We start from the raw sequence: 16,806 nt of genomic DNA, 5'->3' as shown, positions 1-16,806 counted from the left end.
AAATAGATTTTTCAGGGTACATCGCACACCTGAATTGCTATACGCCTGTATCTGCAGTGTACAAAGAAACGGTCGAGGGTGTCGACTCCTGAGAGGGCACATTGTGATGGTTTATTGCCAAATGTTCACGTAATGACGGAGCAGAAGCATAAAGGGTAATATTATCTGCCGCCAAAACGCCCGCATTGGCCAGCTTAGTCTTAACATGCGGGGCCACTCCCAATAAGTACACCGGATAATGACGAAGACGATCTAATGCATTTTCAAATGCATGAATCGCCGTAATATCAATGGTAGAAACATCCGCGAAATCCAATACAACGGCACGCGTATCAACCAATGAGCTATCAATCACTGAAAACGCTTTTTCACTCGCCGCAAAAAAGAGAGGACCGTTAATATCGTAAACCACCACATCAGAACCAAAATCCAGGTGTTCATGCTGATCACCGACCACGGTAACGGTGGTCAGGCTGGCAATACGCTGGATAAACAATACCCCGGCTAACAACAGCCCCACCACCACAGCAATCACCATGTCAAACACCACGGTCAACGTGAAACAAGTTAACAATACTGCGACATCACGACGAGGTGCCACTTTCAGAGTATGCACAAAGTGCGGGGCTTCTGACATATTCCAGGCCACCATGATCAACAGGCCAGCTAGCGCACTCATTGGCACATAAGATAACATTGGCGCCAGAGAAATCATTGCCGCCAGCACGAAAAGGGCATGAATAATAGCGGAAACCGGAGAGAAGGCGCCGGAACGGATATTGGTTGCGGTACGGGCAATAGCAGCCGTTGCCGGAATACCGCCGAAAAAAGGCACAACAATATTTGCCAAACCCTGGCCTACCAGCTCTGCATTGGGGTTGTGCTTCTTACCCGTCATACCATCGGCAACAACGGCACAGAGCAGAGACTCAATGCAGCCTAACATCGCGATAGTAAAAGCCGCTGGCAGCAACTCGACGACCAGCGACCAATTCACACTGTCGTTGTGCCATAACACACTAAATTGGGGCAATACCTGAGGGATCCCCTGACCAATCAAATCTCCGATCTGATAATGGAATTTTTCACCCAGTAATCCGACGTGGGAGGCTCCGAAATGGTTCATCAGTAGAGCCAGCAATGTACCGATTACCAAAGCAACAACATGTGGCGGAATACGGGTCTTTAATTTACTCCAAGCTATAAATACGGTGATGGTGATCAGGCCAACAGTCGTATCGGCAAAGTCCACGCTGGGTAACGCGCTGGCATAAGCCATCACTTTTTCCGGAAAGTGAATGGGATTTCCAGCCACCGATAACCCCAGCAGATCTTTTAATTGCAAAAACGCAATAACCAGACCGATACCGGCAGTAAAGCCCGTTGTCACCGGATAAGGAACATAAGCCACCAGCTGACCGAGACGTAAAATCCCCATTAGAACCAGGATCACACCCGACATTAACGTCGCCAGCATTAAACCGCTCAGACCATATTGCTGGGTAATGGGTAGCAAGATCACCACAAATGCCGCCGTCGGGCCTGTGATGTTAAATCGAGAACCACCGAATAGTGCCGCGAGCAAACCCGCCACGATAACGGTATATAGACCATGTTGAGGTGGCACACCAACGGCGATAGCCAAAGCCATGCCAAGAGGAATAGCAACAATCCCGACCGTCACACCCGCAACGATATCAGAACGAAATTTAGAGAAGGAATAACCATCCTTCCACGCTTGTGATAAAGCATGAAATAGCAACACGACAAACCCCTTTATACCAAACGAGATAAATATCTGCTCAATTCAGAACGTTGCCAGTGGCCAGAGAACAACCCAAATTGATGAAGATATAGTTGCTCTACATCGAAAAAATTTGGGGCCGGAATCAGGCCGCTGGCACGTTCCCGAAGGGCGAGTTTAAATTGCTCAGCCACTGCGTTGCTTGACTTTGATGGATGTGAATACATCTACAATCAAGCGCCTTGTCACTGAGCAATTTAATTCTCGCTGAATGGCCAAATACTTATCCCGTTTGGTATTACGTACACAAAAAAAACAGGAATAGCTGTCAACCCGAAAGAGGGATCCGGCGGGCATGTGTCAGTCGGAGATCGGGAAAGGCAACATATAACAGAATACTGCCCACTACAGCCAGACGAAAGTCGATAGCCGTGATTAACGTGAACAACATCACAATATGCTCCTATATTAATAGGCTGGATTATTTTCGCAAGTACAAAAAAGCAACTCACTGATTTTTGATCAACCCTCGTTTTATCAAGGGATAACAAACCACAGACACGTAACACCTCACCTCAAATCGAAAAAATTATTTTACATTTCATTAAAAAAACAATTACACTTGTTGTTAGTGGTAAGACCTCTTACCTTGCATAAAATGTACCCAACACAATAAATGTATATTCATTGAAAGTATTCTGTAACAGGTCAACCCACAGCTATTTTGTGCCATAACAGTGAAGGCGGCGATTTTTCCGTGTGACATTTATCAAGATAAATGAACACATCCTCTGCAGCTTAAAGAACAAGCAGTACTGGACGAAATAGCGCTGAGGTGAGACGTTACGCCCCGATAAGGAGAATCACCATGGTAACACTCATGTACCTGCTAGGATTTATAGGTATAACTGGCATACTCGCCTACCATAGAGCAAGTCTGAGAACCTTTACTCTTGCTTTGGCTGTGGTACTTGCCATCGGCTCTGTACTTGATGTGATTGGTCAATACAGCTGGCTGGTGTACTTCATCATTGCCGTGCCAATCAATATATTCTCCTTTCGCAAAAGTTTCCTCAGCCGACCCGCTTTAAAACTGTTTAAAGGTGTGATGCCTGAAATGTCCCGCACCGAAAAAGAGGCCATTGATGCGGGAACGGTCTGGTGGGAAGCCGATCTGTTCCGTGGTAATCCTGACTGGAACAAACTGCATGACATCCCGGCACCGCGCCTGAGTGCAGAAGAAAAAGCCTTTCTAGAAGGGCCCGTTACCGAAGTCTGCCGTATGGTTAACGACTTTCAGGTCACCCATGAACTGGCCGATCTACCTCCTGAAGTCTGGCAGTATCTGAAAGATCATAAATTCTTCGCGATGATCATCGATAAACAATACGGTGGACTGGCGTTTTCTGCCTATGCGCAATCCCTTGTGTTACAAAAACTGACCGGGGTTTCTGCCGTACTGTCATCGACAGTCGGTGTACCGAACTCATTAGGCCCCGGCGAACTGCTACAGCACTATGGTACTCAAAGTCAAAAAAACCATTACCTGCCTCGCCTCGCGGAAGGGAAGGAGATCCCATGTTTTGCCCTGACCAGCCCCGAAGCGGGTTCCGACGCCGGCTCGATTTCTGATTTCGGTATCGTGAAAAAAGGGATCTGGCAAGGCGAGGAAGTGCTCGGCATGGAACTGACCTGGAATAAGCGTTACATCACCTTAGCGCCTGTCGCGACAGTGTTGGGGCTGGCATTTAAGCTCTTCGACCCGGACCATCTGCTTAGCGATGAAGAAGAACCCGGCATTACTTGTGCTTTGATCCCGACCGAAATCGAAGGCGTTGAAATCGGCCGACGCCACTTCCCTCTGAATGTGCCTTTCCAGAATGGTCCAACTAAGGGTAATAAAGTCTTCGTACCGATAGACTTCATCATTGGTGGCCAAGAAATGGCGGGCCAGGGGTGGCGTATGCTGGTTGAGTGCCTGTCTGTCGGCCGCGGTATTACCTTGCCGTCAAACTCTACCGGGGGTATCAAAACAGCGGCAATGGCAACCGGTGCCTATGCCCGTATTCGTCGCCAGTTCAAACTGCCGATAGGTAAAATGGAAGGGATTGAAGAACCGCTTGCACGCCTTACCGGTAATGCTTATGTCCTGGATGCTGCTAGTAACCTCACTGTCGCGGGTATCGATTTAGGTGAAAAACCATCGGTGATCTCAGCCATTGTCAAATATCACTGTACGCATCGTAGTCAACGCAGTGTTATTGATGCAATGGATATCGTCGGGGGTAAAGGGATCTGTATAGGGCCAAGTAATTTCCTGGCTCGTAGTTATCAGGGGGCGCCCATTGCCATTACCGTTGAAGGCGCGAATATCCTGACCCGATCAATGATCATCTTTGGTCAGGGTGCCATCCGCTGCCATCCATATGTCTTGGACGAAATGAATGCAGCCTACAATGACAATCAGGAGCAGGCATTAACTGATTTTGATAAAGCGATGTTTGGTCATATTGGTTTTGTGATAAGCAACATGGTTCGCTCGTTCTGGCTGGGCTTGACAGATGGCCGAGGCTCTGTTGCACCACGCAAAGATCCAACAGTCCGTTACTATCAGCAAATGAATCGCTACAGTGCTAACCTTGCCTTACTGGCCGATATTTCAATGGCCGTATTGGGTGGTTCACTTAAACGAAAAGAACGTCTGTCTGCTCGCTTGGGAGATGTGTTAAGTCAGCTTTATCTGTCCTCGGCGACGCTAAAACGTTTTGCTGATGACGGCTGTCAACAAGAAGATCTTCCACTTGTTCACTGGGGGCTGCAAGATTCCCTGCATCAGACAGAAGAGGCTCTGGATCAATTCCTGGCTAACTTCCCGAACCGCTTTATTGCGGGCATGCTGCGGGCCGTTATTTTCCCGCTGGGGCAGAGACGAGCAAAACCCAGTGACAAGCTTGATCATACGGTGGCTCGTATTATCCAGACTCCTTGCGATACACGTAGCCGAATTGGTCAAGGCCAATTCCTTGAAGCAACAGAAAATAATGCCGTCGGTATGATTGAGCTGGCTCTGAAAGACATTCTGGCTGCTGAGCCTATCTATGATCGTGTCTGCCAGGCCGCAGGTAAAAAACTGCCGTTTATGCAGCTTGATAAGGTGGCGGCGACCGGTTTAGAGCTTAACGCCATCAATGAGGAAGAGGCTGACCTGCTACGTAAAGCGGAAGAAGGTCGATTACGTACAATCAATGTCGATGACTTCGCCTCGGAAGAGCTTGCTGCCAAACCTTACCGCGCTGTCGAAAACAATATCGGTAATGCCGCGTAGCCCTAATAAGCCTGACACGAGGGAAAGCTAAATACTTCAATGCCGCTGACTTAAGGTTAGCGGCATCTTTCCCTACATTTTAACTGCCTCTTCTAAAAAGGGCCGACGGTATACCCGAGTGGGACGACCGACTTTTCCATGTGCGAGGAAGGCAATCAGATCGCCATCTTCTACCGCTTTATCTAAATATCGGCGAGCAGTACTTTTACTGATACCAAACTCAGCGGCGATGCTGTTTGATGTATGTTCGATATGTGCATGGCCAAAGTGCTCAATGATCTGTTTTAAGGTATAAGCATCTGTAGATGCATTAGATTTTATTGGTGATTTACTGGCGTTAAACAAGCGGTCGAGTTCATTTTGCCGAAAATGCTTTGACGATTTCACATGGTGTTTAAGATCCCACAATCGCCCTAAACTTTCACTCAGGCGGCTATAATCCAAAGGTTTAACCAAATAATCAAATGCGCCATATCGGTGCGCTTTTTGCACCGTTTCAGAATCATTGGCAGCCGTGATCAAAATGCACTCTGGATAATTGGGACGGTTCAACAGCTCTAAGACCAACTCGACCCCCAATCCATCCGGTAAATAGTTATCAACGATCACCAAATCCGGCACGACAGCCTCTACAAATTCTCTGGCTTCAGCAAGATTCCCTGCAACACCAAGTACTTTGAAGCGGCTGTCTTTATTGACAAAATAACTATTAAGCGCCGCTATATCTTTGTCGTCTTCAACAATCAAAACCTTCAGCATTGTTCGTCCTTGGGAAAGTAAACGGTAAAGGATGTTTCCTCGGTATCGCTATCTAGCTCCAAGTGGCCCCCGCCCTCTTCAACAATGGCCTGAACCAGATGCAAGCCAATACCATGCTCTTCATAATTCGGTTTGCTGGTATAGCCCAGCTGGCATAGCACATCGAGACTTAAGTTAATTACCGGGCCATTATTGGTAACAGACAATACCCGCTCGGTTGCATTTTCCCACAATGCGATCTCAACAGCAGGCTCGTCTGCATCAAGCAACGCATCAAGGCTGTTATCTATCAAGTTACCCACCAGCGAACAAAGCTGCTCTTCCGTTATCGCGCTTGGGCAGCCCCCCCATCCCTTAATAATCTGGGTCGTAAAAATTACGCCTTGTTCATTCGCTTTGCATAACTTTGATATCAGCAGCCCTGAAAGCTGGGGCAGCGCATCAAGATCTCTGACACCATCGAGTTGGGATTGATTAGCCCGAGACTGCGCCAATGTCATCGCCAGCGCATTCTCATACATCCCCATCTGCAACAGCCCCGCTATGCTTGAAAGCTTATTCTGGTATTCATGGCGGGTAACGCGCAAGCTATCAAGATAGCGATCGACCTGGCTGAGCTTATTAGAAAGCACCTGCATTTCCTGCTGTGTTCTAAAGCTAAAAACCGCACTTACCGGCTCATTCAGTTCACCACTAATGGTGACACGGGTAACAACGAGGTTTCGCCCGTTCACCCTGAGCATTTTGTCAATAAAATCATTGCCACTTAACGTAAACAGGTTAGCGTCCTTAACGATGTCAGTGATCGGCATGTTCGCCGTGTACGGAGATTCTTTTAACAGCAGGGATTTTGCCGAGTCATTGATCAAATACACTTCGCCGTGCTGATTAATGGCAATCAGTCCTTCATGAGCCGCTTCCAGCACCCCTTGGTTGGTATCTAGAGCCTGTCTAAGCTGCCATGGCTCCATATGCTGCATCTGATGGCGAACATAGTCAGAAAAACGCCACGCGACCAACCCCGAAAATAGCACTGCAAAGGCGCCAAAGAACAACAGCGGAGAGATAATTTCCGCGCCCCAGCCCGCAAGAGTATTCTTAAGGTAGCCCACTTTGATCATACCGACAACCATACCGGAATCGCTGATAATAGGCGCAATATAACGGATAGATGGCCCTAGTGAGCCAGTTCCTTGAGAAAGGTAAGACTCACCTTGTTCAAGGGCACGAAGAATATCGCCCCCCATCACAGGAAGACCAATGCGATCAACAACCGGGTGTGCCATACGGATACCGGCATGATCACTTACCGTTATAAAATCGGCGTCACTGACAGTTTGAACGCTTGATACTATCGTCTGTACACTGCTCGGATCGTTCCCCGCCACCGCGTTAATCAGACTGGGTAGGCGGGATAGCTGCAATGTCTGAACCTGCGCCCGTAGTGCGATTTGCTCGTTCAGCACCCGATTTAAGCGATAGGCGCTTATCCCCCACCAACTGACCGCACTGAATGCAAACACGCCACACAACAGCAGGGTGAGTTGTTTTGTAAAGGAGTGCGGTATAAGCCAAAAATTCATAACAAGCTTCTTTTAAAAAGGCCATAAAGGCAGGATAAGGGAAACGGCACAATTTTCGCAGGCTGCATGGCTGGAAGTTTGGCCCCGCTCTCTCCGGTGAATTTTATGACTTTTATGGTATCAAAAATGCTTATCTCACGTCAGTTACACCCTTAATCCGCGCTCCACTTCAAAGTCGTAATTCACTGCCGTTGTTCTTATCCAAAATTGATTTATCGCAGTTTCTACGCGTGTACAAACGCTATGTTGAGGGCAAATCACGGAGGTATTTATGATTACAGCAACCAACACTCGTTTACTTATCCTATTACTGTTCGGCACCGGTCTCTGGTTTTTCCCGGGGCCGGAAGCGCTAACCACACAGGCTTGGCAGATGATGACGATCTTCGTCGTCACCGTACTCAGCCTGATACTTGCCCCCCTGCCACTGGGCGCGATGGCACTGCTTGGCCTCACCGCCGCAACCCTACTTGATGTGCTGCCGATTAGAACGGCCCTGACGGGTTTCGCTCACCCAACCATTTGGATGATAGCGGCAGCATTTTTCATTTCACGAGGCTTTATCAGTACCGGTTTTGGCCGTCGTGTGGGTTACTGGTTTATTTCTAAGCTCGGCCATAGTTCGCTGGGTCTGGCTTATGGCTTGGTGTTAACCGATTTACTGTTCGCACCGGCAACGCCGAGCACAACAGCACGATGCGGCGGAATTATCTCTCCGCTGTTCCGTTCAGTCGCCAACGCATATGATTCTGATCCAGAAAAAGGCACTGAAAACAAAATTGGCGCATTCCTCGTTCAATGTATTTTCCAGTGTAACGCCATTACTTGTGCCATGTTCCTGACCTCAATGGCCGGTAACCCGTTGGCCGCTAATTTTGCCAGCGAACAAGGTGTCGAAATCACTTGGGCGGGCTGGGCGATTGCAGCGATTGTTCCGGGTTTGATTTGTCTTTTCCTTATTCCGCTGGCGATGTACATTTTCTTCCCGCCGGAGCTTAAAAAGACACCGGAAATGCGCGCGATTGCCAAGCAGAAGCTGGTAGACATGGGCAAAATGAGCCGCGATGAAATGATGGTCTGTGTGACTTTTATCGGCATGATCTCACTTTGGGTTCTCGGTCCTACGCTGGGAATTCACTCAACGGTTACAGCGCTGTTAGGTCTGGTCTTTTTACTGTTTACCCGCACCATCACATGGGATGCCGTTCTCAGCGAGAAAGAAGCATGGCACACCATTACTTGGTTTGCGGTATTGGTGATGATGGCCTCACAGCTCAATAAGCTGGGCTTTATCAGTTGGTTCGGTGATTTTATTGGGCAGTCTTTGTCTGGGTATGGCTGGGTGACCACGTTGGTTATATTGCTGCTGGTTTACTATTACAGCCATTATCTGATGGCTAGTGCCATGGCGCACATCAGCGCAATGTATTCCGCATTTCTGGCCATCGCAATCGCTGCTGGTGCTCCCCCTATGCTGGCTGCGATTGTTCTGGGTATTTTCAGTAACTTGTATATGTCGACTACGCACTACTCTTCCGGGCCCGCTCCGATACTGTTCGGTGCAGGATTCCACCCGCTACAGCAATGGTGGAAGATCGGATTTGTATTCTCCCTCATCGTATTGCCAGTGTTCTTCTTTATTGGCGGCGCATGGTGGAAACTACTCGGTATGTGGTAAGTACCGCTCTTTCCCTTTCTATATTGAGGCGTTAACCAGAATAACGTAACAACAAGAAACTCAGTGTCTTTATCCACTCATACCGCTCGCTTAACCGCGAGCGGTTCTTCTTCGAGCAGAATAACAAGTCGCGATATAGAGCATTTGCCTTAAGATCGGATGACCGTCTCAATAAGCTTGTTAAATGCATTCTGATAGAAACAAATCAAAGGGAGCTTCAACTTGGGATCACTAACAATTCTTCAGCTAACGCTTTTTTAACCTGACGCTTACGCCAGAGAAAGCCCCCGATAATAACCAAAAAAATCACGATCAAATTGCTTCCCAGTACAATATTCAGGGCCTTAGAACGTGCCGCCTCCAGCTCTTCTTCCTTACGCTTTTGCTCTTCAGCTTGAGCTTTTGCTTCTTGCTGAGAGCGGAAAACCTCCAGGTTCTTATCAAGCTGTAATTCAGCCACTACTGCAAAATTGTTTTTCGGTAATTTAAAAATTAATTCCCGCCCATTAAGGATATCAGTCGCATATAACCAACCTGACCAGCTATAGCGTCCCGGTGTTTTTCCATGGGGGATAGGCACTCGCAAATCTTTTTCATCAGCCAGCGCATGCCCCTGATGGATCGTAACGCGTCCTTCCGGATCCACCTGTTCAATATGAGCAGCAAACGATCCAGGCACTAATGTGCCTTCTTCTCCGGTTACGGCGACCTCGTGAGATTCATTGCGGTCTCGTCCCTGGATAAAACTAACTGACAGTGGTGGCGGGTAAACTAAGACTTCTTGCTCGACCGTACGCAGGAAAATCCCGTTGCTGGATGTTATCTTTACCCTGTATTTGCCGGGCAGGATCTCGACTGGCAGGGCGACGGTAAAAATACCATCTCCAGGTTCTTCATCAAGCCCTAAGCCATCATCGGTAAATTCACCAAGCTTAATCGGGTCGGGCAATGCTTCCTTCGGTAATAATTCTGCATTTTCAACATATTCGTACAAAACCACAGTCAGTCTAATGCGATCAAGAAAATCTCTTAACGTCAGTAACTTTCCATCTTGCTTCAGCCGAGCGGTAAATTTAAGGGTTTCAGACTGATATAGTCTGGAAGGCAAATCGTCGATTTCCAGTTTCAAGTTCGATAACACTTTCACCTGGTTGTTCGGTGTTATCTTGCCAACGGCTTGCCAGGGACCCGGCATTGGGTTTTCAATAGAAATAATATCCATCTCAGGCTCTTCATGCCATGAGACATTATCCGGATGACGCCAGGGGTAATATTTAGTGCCATCAGGGCGCACAAGTACCACAGCGCGACTCTGCTTTTCTCTTTGCACCATAAATGAGACTTGATCCACCGTGGGATCGACTCGAAAACGGTTATCCAGCCACGACATTGCGGTACTCTCTTGGGCAAAAGAGAGTACCGGTAATAATATTACCAGTAGTAATAACCGCTGCAGCATAGATCCCCTACTGACGCCACAGGACGTCACCTTTTTTGCTAATAATATCTAAACGCGATTCATGCGCTTGTATCTCATCGGCAGAGGCATGAATGATCTTTAATGATTTTCGTCCTGAAGCAAGACGTTTGATCCCACTTTCTGTACCAGCATCACTTTCTTCACTCCCGGCATTCAACGCTAACGACGTTTGCCCACCCGTCATTAACAGGTAAACATCGGCTAGGATCTCGGCATCGAGTAAGGCGCCGTGGAGTGTACGATGTGAGTTATCGATACCATAACGTGAGCAAAGCACATCGAGGTTGTTACGTTTACCCGGGAAGATTTTCTTCGCCATCGCCAGGGTATCGGTAACTTTACAGAAATCCTCCGTTTTACCTATTGAACGATTGAGTTTTCGGAATTCATAATCCATAAAGCCCACATCGAAGGGAGCGTTATGGGCGACTAACTCTGCACCACGAATAAATTCCAGAAATTCATCATGAACGTCTTTATAAGCGGGTTTATCTTCCAGAAACTCATCGGTAATACCATGGACACCAACCGCTTCATCTTCAATGGTGCGATCAGGTTTGATATAAACGTGGAAGGTGTTTCCCGTCAATTTACGGTTGATAATTTCAACCGCGCCAATTTCAATAATACGATGGCCTTCGTAATGAGGGCCGGTCATATTCATACCCGTGGTTTCGGTATCGAGTACAATAATTCGTTCGTTAGTAGCTTTCATAGTAGCGATCATGTCAGACTCAAGTTTTCCCTAAAACGAATACTACCAAATATGACGAAGCAGGTAGAGATTTTCACCGATGGTTCTTGTTTAGGTAACCCCGGCCCCGGTGGTTACGGTACGGTTTTACGTTATAAACAACATGAAAAAGAACTCAATGCGGGCTTTTTCATGACAACAAATAACAGAATGGAATTACTGGCGGCCATTGTTGGTTTATCCAGTTTAAAAGAAGCGTGTAAAGTTGACCTGACAACTGACAGTCAGTATGTCCGTCAGGGGATCACCCAGTGGATCCATAACTGGAAAAAACGGAACTGGCAGACAGCTGCTAAGCAGCCGGTTAAAAATGCCGATCTCTGGCAACGCCTGGATCAAGAAACTCAGCGTCATATCGAAGTTAACTGGCATTGGGTAAAAGGTCACGCTGGTCATGCCGAAAATGAACGCTGCGATGAACTGGCGCGCAGCGCGGCTGAGTCCCCGACCCACGATGATACCGGTTATCAAGCCGACTCCTGACCCAGCGGTTAGTCAGGTGAACGCTGGCTAACTTTTCACTTTTTGACTGACCTTAGTATGGCAATTGACCCCCATCGGGGCTAACTGACGGCGTAATTTCCAGCGGGGTTTAATCGGTCTTAATGGGAACGTACGCTTGCGGGCGACGATAAAATACATACTCCCAATCACGGAAAGTGGATCCGCTACCATATTTTCGACCCAGGCCGCACAAGCCCGGTGTTTCGTTGCCGGCAAAACCGCAAAGTCATCCTGATAAACCACCTCATAATTCAACACCCCTAGCCAATCTTTTATCCGCATCGGCATAAACATCCTTCCGGACCAGGGATATTTTTTACGGTTCCATGGCAACAATCCTTTTAGGCCAAGAATGCTGACCGGGTTAAAACCACTGATCACCATATAGCCGTCATCAACCGTCACTCGGTCTACTTCTCGCAGCAAACGGTGAGGATCAGGGCAATAATCAAGTTGATGTGCAATGAGGCAAGCATCAAATGATTTTTCGATAAAAGGCAGTTCAAAAGGCTCGGCAATCAAATTATGCAGTGGATTGTACTTATCAACACATACCTGATGCTGGATGTTACAATGGCCACTCGCCAACTCACAGCTTAGACCACCCAGTTTCAACATATGATAGCCAAACAGCTTCGGACACCATTCATCGAGTTGTGCCTGAAGCAAGTCAGCGGCCCATTCACCATTTGTTATTTGTGACCAGGTGTTAGGTGCTTCAATATGTTTTAATGTGCGTGCTGGCTTCATAAGTTATTGCTCAACACCTTCAAAGGCTGGAGACGAAATATATGTTAACTGTTCAAAGCATACCCGCATTTAATGATAATTACATCTGGCTGATTCACAGTCCGGATAATCATTGCGTTGTTGTCGATCCTGGAGATGCAACTCCGGTGATCAAGGTATTAGAAGAGCAACAACTCACTCTTGAGGCAATATTAATTACTCACCATCATCATGATCATATTGGTGGCATTAGCGAACTAAAACGCCGTTATCCGCAGATCAATATTGTCGGCCCGGCAGCTGAACCTGTTCCCGGGATTTCCCAATCGGTTGAAGATGGCGATCAGGTCGAGCTATTTGGCGAGCGTTTTATGGTGCTTGGCGTTCCAGGCCATACGTTAGGACATATTGCTTACGTAGGCGATGGTAAACTCTTTTGTGGCGATACTCTCTTTTCAGCGGGTTGCGGACGCCTTTTTGAAGGTAATCCGGCTCAGATGTTCAGCTCACTGCAGAAAATTGCCGCCCTGCCGGATGAAACCGAAGTTTACTGTGCCCACGAGTATACGAGCAGTAACTTATCTTTCGCGCTAGTTGCAGAGCAAGACAACCCTCACCTTCAGCGTTACAGAGAGGTGGTCAGTCGCGCGCGTGCACAGGGGATCAGCACCATTCCATCAACACTGGGGCAAGAAAAGTTGATCAATCCGTTTTTGCGCTGCGATCAGCCAAGTATCAAAAAATCTGTTGCGAATAAAGCATTTGACGATAGTGATCTGGAGACATTTGCCGCACTGAGAAGATGGAAGGACGAATTTTGACACAGGTCTCTTGTAACCAAGGTGGCAGGACAAGTATTATCATCAACCATTTTGGCTGTAGGCAGGTGTCATGAAGTCACGAATTTTATTAGCGAGTGCGCTATTACTGGCTGGTTGCCAAATAACGAATACCGTAGAAGAGCAAGCAAGTACCAATAAAAATGAAACGCTAACTCAGACGCAAGTAACAGGAAAATCTGTTCTGGATGTGGATGATAAGCCTATTATAAAAGAAGAAAAAAGACTGACGCCTCAGGAACAAGATGATGTTTGGCAACGGCTCAGTATGCAAATCACAACTGATATCCCAAACAACAAGCAGGTTCAGGATTATCGTAACTGGTATTTGAAGCACCCCGCGCATCTGAACACCGTATCTAAGCGTGCCGAACCCTTTCTTTATTACATCACTGAAGAAGTCGAAAAACGCGGATTCCCTCTCGAGCTCGCTTTATTGCCGATTGTTGAAAGCTCTTTTGACCAATTTGCCTACTCCCATGGCCGAGCTGCTGGTTTATGGCAAATTACGCCACCAACAGGCCGCAGCTTTGGTCTCGAACAAAACTGGTGGTATGACGGTCGCCGTGATGTCGTTGAATCAACTCGCGCCGCACTGGATTTATTGGAATACCTTAATCGTAAATTTGACGGCAACTGGCAACATGCGTTAGCCGCGTATAACACTGGCGAAGGGCGGGTATTCAGAGCCATCCGGAAAAACAAAGCAGCCGGTAAACCAACCGATTTCTGGTCACTGGACTTACCGAAAGAAACCAGCGGTTATGTCCCCAAACTCTATGCTGTGGCAGATGTCATCAGAAATCAAAAAGCGTATGGTATAGAGATCCCTAACATTGCCAATAAACCAGCAGTGAAGCTCGTTGAGCCAGGAATCCAGATGGACTTGGCCATGGCGGCACAATATGCCAGTATGAAACTGTCTGAACTGCAAAGCCTGAATCCGGCCTATAACCAGTGGGCTACCGCACCAGATGGTCCGAACCATTTACTCCTGCCGACCAACAAAGTGGATACTTTCAATATTCAGCTGGCTAACAGTGGCCATCAGGGAATGAATGTGATCCGTTATCAGGTGAAGCCCGGTGATAGTTTAAGCGTACTGGCGGCCAAACATAAAACGACAGTGAAGCAAATCCAACGAGCCAACAAAATAACCGGAACCAGTATTCGAACCGGTAAACATATCCTGATCCCTGTGGCGATGAAAGACAGTGACGGATTTCCATCGGCATACCAAGCGCAACAAGTACGCAGCCAGAAAAGTCACGGTAGCGGCTACCGAACCGTGTATCACATTAAATCAGGTGACAGCCTATGGACCATCGCCCGCAGTCAGAAAGTGACTATCGACCAGCTAACAAAGTGGAATGGCCTTTCTAAAAATCAATCTCTTCATATCGGTCAGAAACTCAACATTTGGAAAACAAGCGGCAATGGCGGGGTCATTCGTACGGTATATTATGAAATTCGTCAGGGTGATAATCTCAGTAAAATTGCTCAACGTTATAAAGTGAAAGTTTCTGATGTAGTAAAATGGAATAACATCAGTTCCAGCAAGTATTTAAAACCCGGACAAAAGCTGAAATTGTACATTGATGTAACCAAGGTAAGCGTATGACACCGTCAAAAAACCCATTAATCGCTTTATGGGATCTGTTCCGATCACCCATTGACTGCTTTGCTGCAATACACGAACGCCCTAAGTGGGCAATTCTCCCATTCTTAGTCATTCTCTTAGGCTCTTTTATCCTTTGGGGAACATACTTTGATCACGTCAATATGGCATGGCTACAGCAGGAATTAACAGTCCAGCTATCAAATGTTGATCAAGACGTTCAGAAAGCCTGGCTGACTAAAGAGGTTTTACTCGCGGGAGAAGTATTCAGTGATATTTTAGGCCGAACAGCGTGCATTTTTGTTCTGGCCCTTTGGTTAAATTTAGCGACCAAAGCAAACCGCTATCAACACGGCTTCGGTAAATGGCTTGCTGCATCATGTTTTATTATGCTGCCCGCAATCATCGGTGATGTTGCCAGTTATACTAATATCATGTTTAACCCAAGTGATATCTTACCTAATGCCGCTGACCTCAATAGTTTGAACGGATTATTAAAACTGCCTCTCAACCATCCATGGTCACCGTTTGCCACCACAATACCTCTATTAGCACCTTGGTACATCGCCCTGACCTATGCGGCAGTCGGAGCCTGGACAGACTTTGACCGTGCTAAGGCTATTATCATTGCCATCCTGCCCTGGATACTCACTTTGATTCTCTGGCCGGTAATGATTTTTACAGCCTGAATGTGGCTATAATTGGGTTATGATCAGAGGCTTCCGTTTTGGGCGCCTCTGCTTCCATTAACCTCAAGCCTCTGTAATACAGATGATCAAGCGGTTTGCCCAGTACCGTACTTCGCTGATCGATATTCAGCACTACGGCTTTTAACTGCAAACCTTCCGCAAAATCTCTGACGACATCTATTCGTCCTTGCCTCCAACTATTAAAGTCACCCGCTAAGATTACCGGTCCTTGATGTTTAGCCAGTACTCTACCAAGGCGGTCCATTTGTGCCTTATACTCCTCCAGCCCTAACGCAAAATTCAAACCATGCAAGTTAACGACAGCCAGTACCTGACCATTCGAAAGAGAAAAGCGCGCCAATAACGCCGATTTGGGTAACCTCAGCCAAGGTTCCATAGCAAGATAAGCACATGTTTCAATGGCTTCGACAGACGACAAGTTCATAACACCGGCAGACGTATTAAAGAATTTAAAGGCATTCGCCATTGTCACTTGCCAGTGTGATGTATCTAAATAGTCCTTTAATGCCGTAGTTAAACTCGCTTCTTGCAATAAGACCAGTTCGCTATCTGCCGTAAACAACTCCAGCGCCTGGCGCCAATTTTCTCGCTGCTGTTTGTAGATATTCCAGACAGAAACAGTCAGCGCACCATCCTGATCTAAAGGCTGGTCGGAAGTTCCATCAATACAATGATAGGAATAAGTGGGAGTCGTAATATCTGCCGTTACTTCCGGCGCCCTGGCAACATCAAATGACCAGGAAATAAACCCCAATCCAATGCCTGTTACAAGGGTACAAACACCCAAAAAAACCGTAATCCCGCGCTTCATCTCGATTATTTCCGACTGTTATAGGTATAAACACACTGATATCAGAAATCATACCACTGTCGTGATAGAAGAGCTGGATAAGTTGGGAAAGGAATATACTAAAAAGCCTCAGCATTTCTGCTGAGGCTTTCTAAAATGACAGGGGTGGAGAGATTCGAGCTCCCAACACGCGCTATTTTTGGTACAGGGGGAATCCGCTGCTCTGCCAGTTCGAGTAACAAACGTAAAAAAGCCCCAGCATTTCTGCTGAGGCTTTCTAAAATGGCAGGGGT

At 47.2% G+C, this 16,806-nt stretch carries 14 protein-coding genes; 6 read left to right on the top strand and 8 right to left on the bottom strand.

Annotated elements, in window-relative coordinates; translation table 11 throughout:
- Window positions 1-37: 37 nt before the first annotated feature.
- Together dauA and R3289_RS19105 are read right to left on the bottom strand one after the other, a co-directional pair.
- The gene (dauA, locus tag R3289_RS19110) at window positions 38-1,765 is read right to left on the bottom strand and encodes a C4-dicarboxylic acid transporter DauA (protein ID WP_318927456.1); all 1,728 of its coding nucleotides are present in this window, start codon (window positions 1,763-1,765) and stop codon (window positions 38-40) included.
- 307 nt (window positions 1,766-2,072) lie between these two features.
- Window positions 2,073-2,198: a hypothetical protein gene (locus tag R3289_RS19105; protein ID WP_318927455.1), complete on the bottom strand. Its 126-nt coding sequence runs from the start codon at window positions 2,196-2,198 to the stop codon at window positions 2,073-2,075.
- A gap of 414 nt (window positions 2,199-2,612) precedes the next feature.
- Here R3289_RS19105 and fadE point away from each other — a divergent pair, with 414 nt between their 5' ends.
- On the top strand, window positions 2,613-5,069 hold the full coding sequence (gene fadE, locus R3289_RS19100) for an acyl-CoA dehydrogenase FadE (RefSeq protein WP_318927453.1): 2,457 nt from the start codon (window positions 2,613-2,615) through the stop codon (window positions 5,067-5,069).
- Between the two features lie 72 nt (window positions 5,070-5,141).
- Here fadE and R3289_RS19095 read toward each other — a convergent pair whose 3' ends face one another.
- Entirely contained in the window at window positions 5,142-5,828 is a 687-nt protein-coding gene (locus tag R3289_RS19095; protein ID WP_318927452.1) for a response regulator, read from the bottom strand.
- Complete coding sequence (locus R3289_RS19090; RefSeq protein WP_318927450.1) at window positions 5,822-7,411, bottom strand: sensor histidine kinase; 1,590 nt, start codon at window positions 7,409-7,411, stop codon at window positions 5,822-5,824. Before R3289_RS19090 ends, R3289_RS19095 begins: the two co-directional genes overlap by 7 nt.
- 271 nt (window positions 7,412-7,682) lie before the next feature.
- On the opposite strand from R3289_RS19090, the gene R3289_RS19085 reads away from it, so the two are divergent.
- Window positions 7,683-9,089, top strand: a complete 1,407-nt coding sequence (locus tag R3289_RS19085) for a DASS family sodium-coupled anion symporter (protein WP_318927449.1) — start codon at window positions 7,683-7,685, stop codon at window positions 9,087-9,089.
- 217 nt (window positions 9,090-9,306) lie between these two features.
- Here the strand turns inward: R3289_RS19085 and R3289_RS19080 are convergent, their stop codons facing one another.
- Both R3289_RS19080 and dnaQ read right to left on the bottom strand, forming a co-directional pair.
- Window positions 9,307-10,548, bottom strand: coding sequence for a TIGR03503 family protein (locus R3289_RS19080; RefSeq protein ID WP_318927448.1), 1,242 nt, complete (start codon window positions 10,546-10,548; stop codon window positions 9,307-9,309).
- Window positions 10,549-10,555: 7 nt separating this feature from the next.
- Window positions 10,556-11,284, bottom strand: a complete 729-nt coding sequence (dnaQ, locus tag R3289_RS19075) for a DNA polymerase III subunit epsilon (RefSeq protein ID WP_318927447.1) — start codon at window positions 11,282-11,284, stop codon at window positions 10,556-10,558.
- Between the two features lie 51 nt (window positions 11,285-11,335).
- Here dnaQ and rnhA point away from each other — a divergent pair, with 51 nt between their 5' ends.
- Entirely contained in the window at window positions 11,336-11,806 is a 471-nt protein-coding gene (rnhA, locus tag R3289_RS19070) for a ribonuclease HI (RefSeq protein WP_318927446.1), read from the top strand.
- Between the two features lie 27 nt (window positions 11,807-11,833).
- Here rnhA and R3289_RS19065 read toward each other — a convergent pair whose 3' ends face one another.
- The gene (locus tag R3289_RS19065; RefSeq protein ID WP_318927445.1) at window positions 11,834-12,577 is read right to left on the bottom strand and encodes a methyltransferase domain-containing protein; all 744 of its coding nucleotides are present in this window, start codon (window positions 12,575-12,577) and stop codon (window positions 11,834-11,836) included.
- Between the two features lie 41 nt (window positions 12,578-12,618).
- On the opposite strand from R3289_RS19065, the gene gloB reads away from it, so the two are divergent.
- From gloB to R3289_RS19050, 3 genes are all read left to right on the top strand, one after another.
- Entirely contained in the window at window positions 12,619-13,377 is a 759-nt protein-coding gene (gene gloB / locus R3289_RS19060; RefSeq protein ID WP_318927444.1) for a hydroxyacylglutathione hydrolase, read from the top strand.
- A gap of 70 nt (window positions 13,378-13,447) precedes the next feature.
- Window positions 13,448-15,016 (top strand): LysM peptidoglycan-binding domain-containing protein, encoded by a 1,569-nt coding sequence (locus R3289_RS19055; protein ID WP_318927443.1) that lies wholly within the window; start codon window positions 13,448-13,450, stop codon window positions 15,014-15,016.
- Window positions 15,013-15,702, top strand: a complete 690-nt coding sequence (locus R3289_RS19050; RefSeq protein ID WP_318927441.1) for a Yip1 family protein — start codon at window positions 15,013-15,015, stop codon at window positions 15,700-15,702. The genes R3289_RS19055 and R3289_RS19050 overlap by 4 nt, the downstream gene beginning before the upstream one ends.
- On the opposite strand, the gene R3289_RS19045 is transcribed toward R3289_RS19050, so the two are convergent.
- On the bottom strand, window positions 15,692-16,534 hold the full coding sequence (locus tag R3289_RS19045) for an endonuclease/exonuclease/phosphatase family protein (protein ID WP_318927439.1): 843 nt from the start codon (window positions 16,532-16,534) through the stop codon (window positions 15,692-15,694). The two genes, R3289_RS19050 and R3289_RS19045, sit on opposite strands and share 11 nt — an antisense overlap.
- Between the last annotated feature and the right edge of the window lie 272 nt (window positions 16,535-16,806).

The organism is Photobacterium sp. (assembly GCF_033720175.1).
Lineage (GTDB): Bacteria > Pseudomonadota > Gammaproteobacteria > Enterobacterales > Vibrionaceae > Photobacterium.
Note: the sequence above shows the minus strand (reverse complement) of the source record. Positions and strands in the feature narration are given on the sequence as shown.

Coding starts and splice junctions, on each gene's coding strand:
- R3289_RS19080 (WP_318927448.1), bottom strand. CDS start 10,548: ATGCTGCAGCGGTTATTACTACTGGTAATATTATTACCGGTACTCTCT.
- R3289_RS19055 (WP_318927443.1), top strand. CDS start 13,448: ATGAAGTCACGAATTTTATTAGCGAGTGCGCTATTACTGGCTGGTTGC.
- R3289_RS19050 (WP_318927441.1), top strand. CDS start 15,013: ATGACACCGTCAAAAAACCCATTAATCGCTTTATGGGATCTGTTCCGA.
- R3289_RS19085 (WP_318927449.1), top strand. CDS start 7,683: ATGATTACAGCAACCAACACTCGTTTACTTATCCTATTACTGTTCGGC.
- R3289_RS19045 (WP_318927439.1), bottom strand. CDS start 16,534: ATGAAGCGCGGGATTACGGTTTTTTTGGGTGTTTGTACCCTTGTAACA.
- fadE (WP_318927453.1), top strand. CDS start 2,613: ATGGTAACACTCATGTACCTGCTAGGATTTATAGGTATAACTGGCATA.
- dnaQ (WP_318927447.1), bottom strand. CDS start 11,284: ATGAAAGCTACTAACGAACGAATTATTGTACTCGATACCGAAACCACG.
- rnhA (WP_318927446.1), top strand. CDS start 11,336: ATGACGAAGCAGGTAGAGATTTTCACCGATGGTTCTTGTTTAGGTAAC.
- R3289_RS19090 (WP_318927450.1), bottom strand. CDS start 7,411: ATGAATTTTTGGCTTATACCGCACTCCTTTACAAAACAACTCACCCTG.
- R3289_RS19095 (WP_318927452.1), bottom strand. CDS start 5,828: ATGCTGAAGGTTTTGATTGTTGAAGACGACAAAGATATAGCGGCGCTT.
- R3289_RS19065 (WP_318927445.1), bottom strand. CDS start 12,577: ATGAAGCCAGCACGCACATTAAAACATATTGAAGCACCTAACACCTGG.
- gloB (WP_318927444.1), top strand. CDS start 12,619: ATGTTAACTGTTCAAAGCATACCCGCATTTAATGATAATTACATCTGG.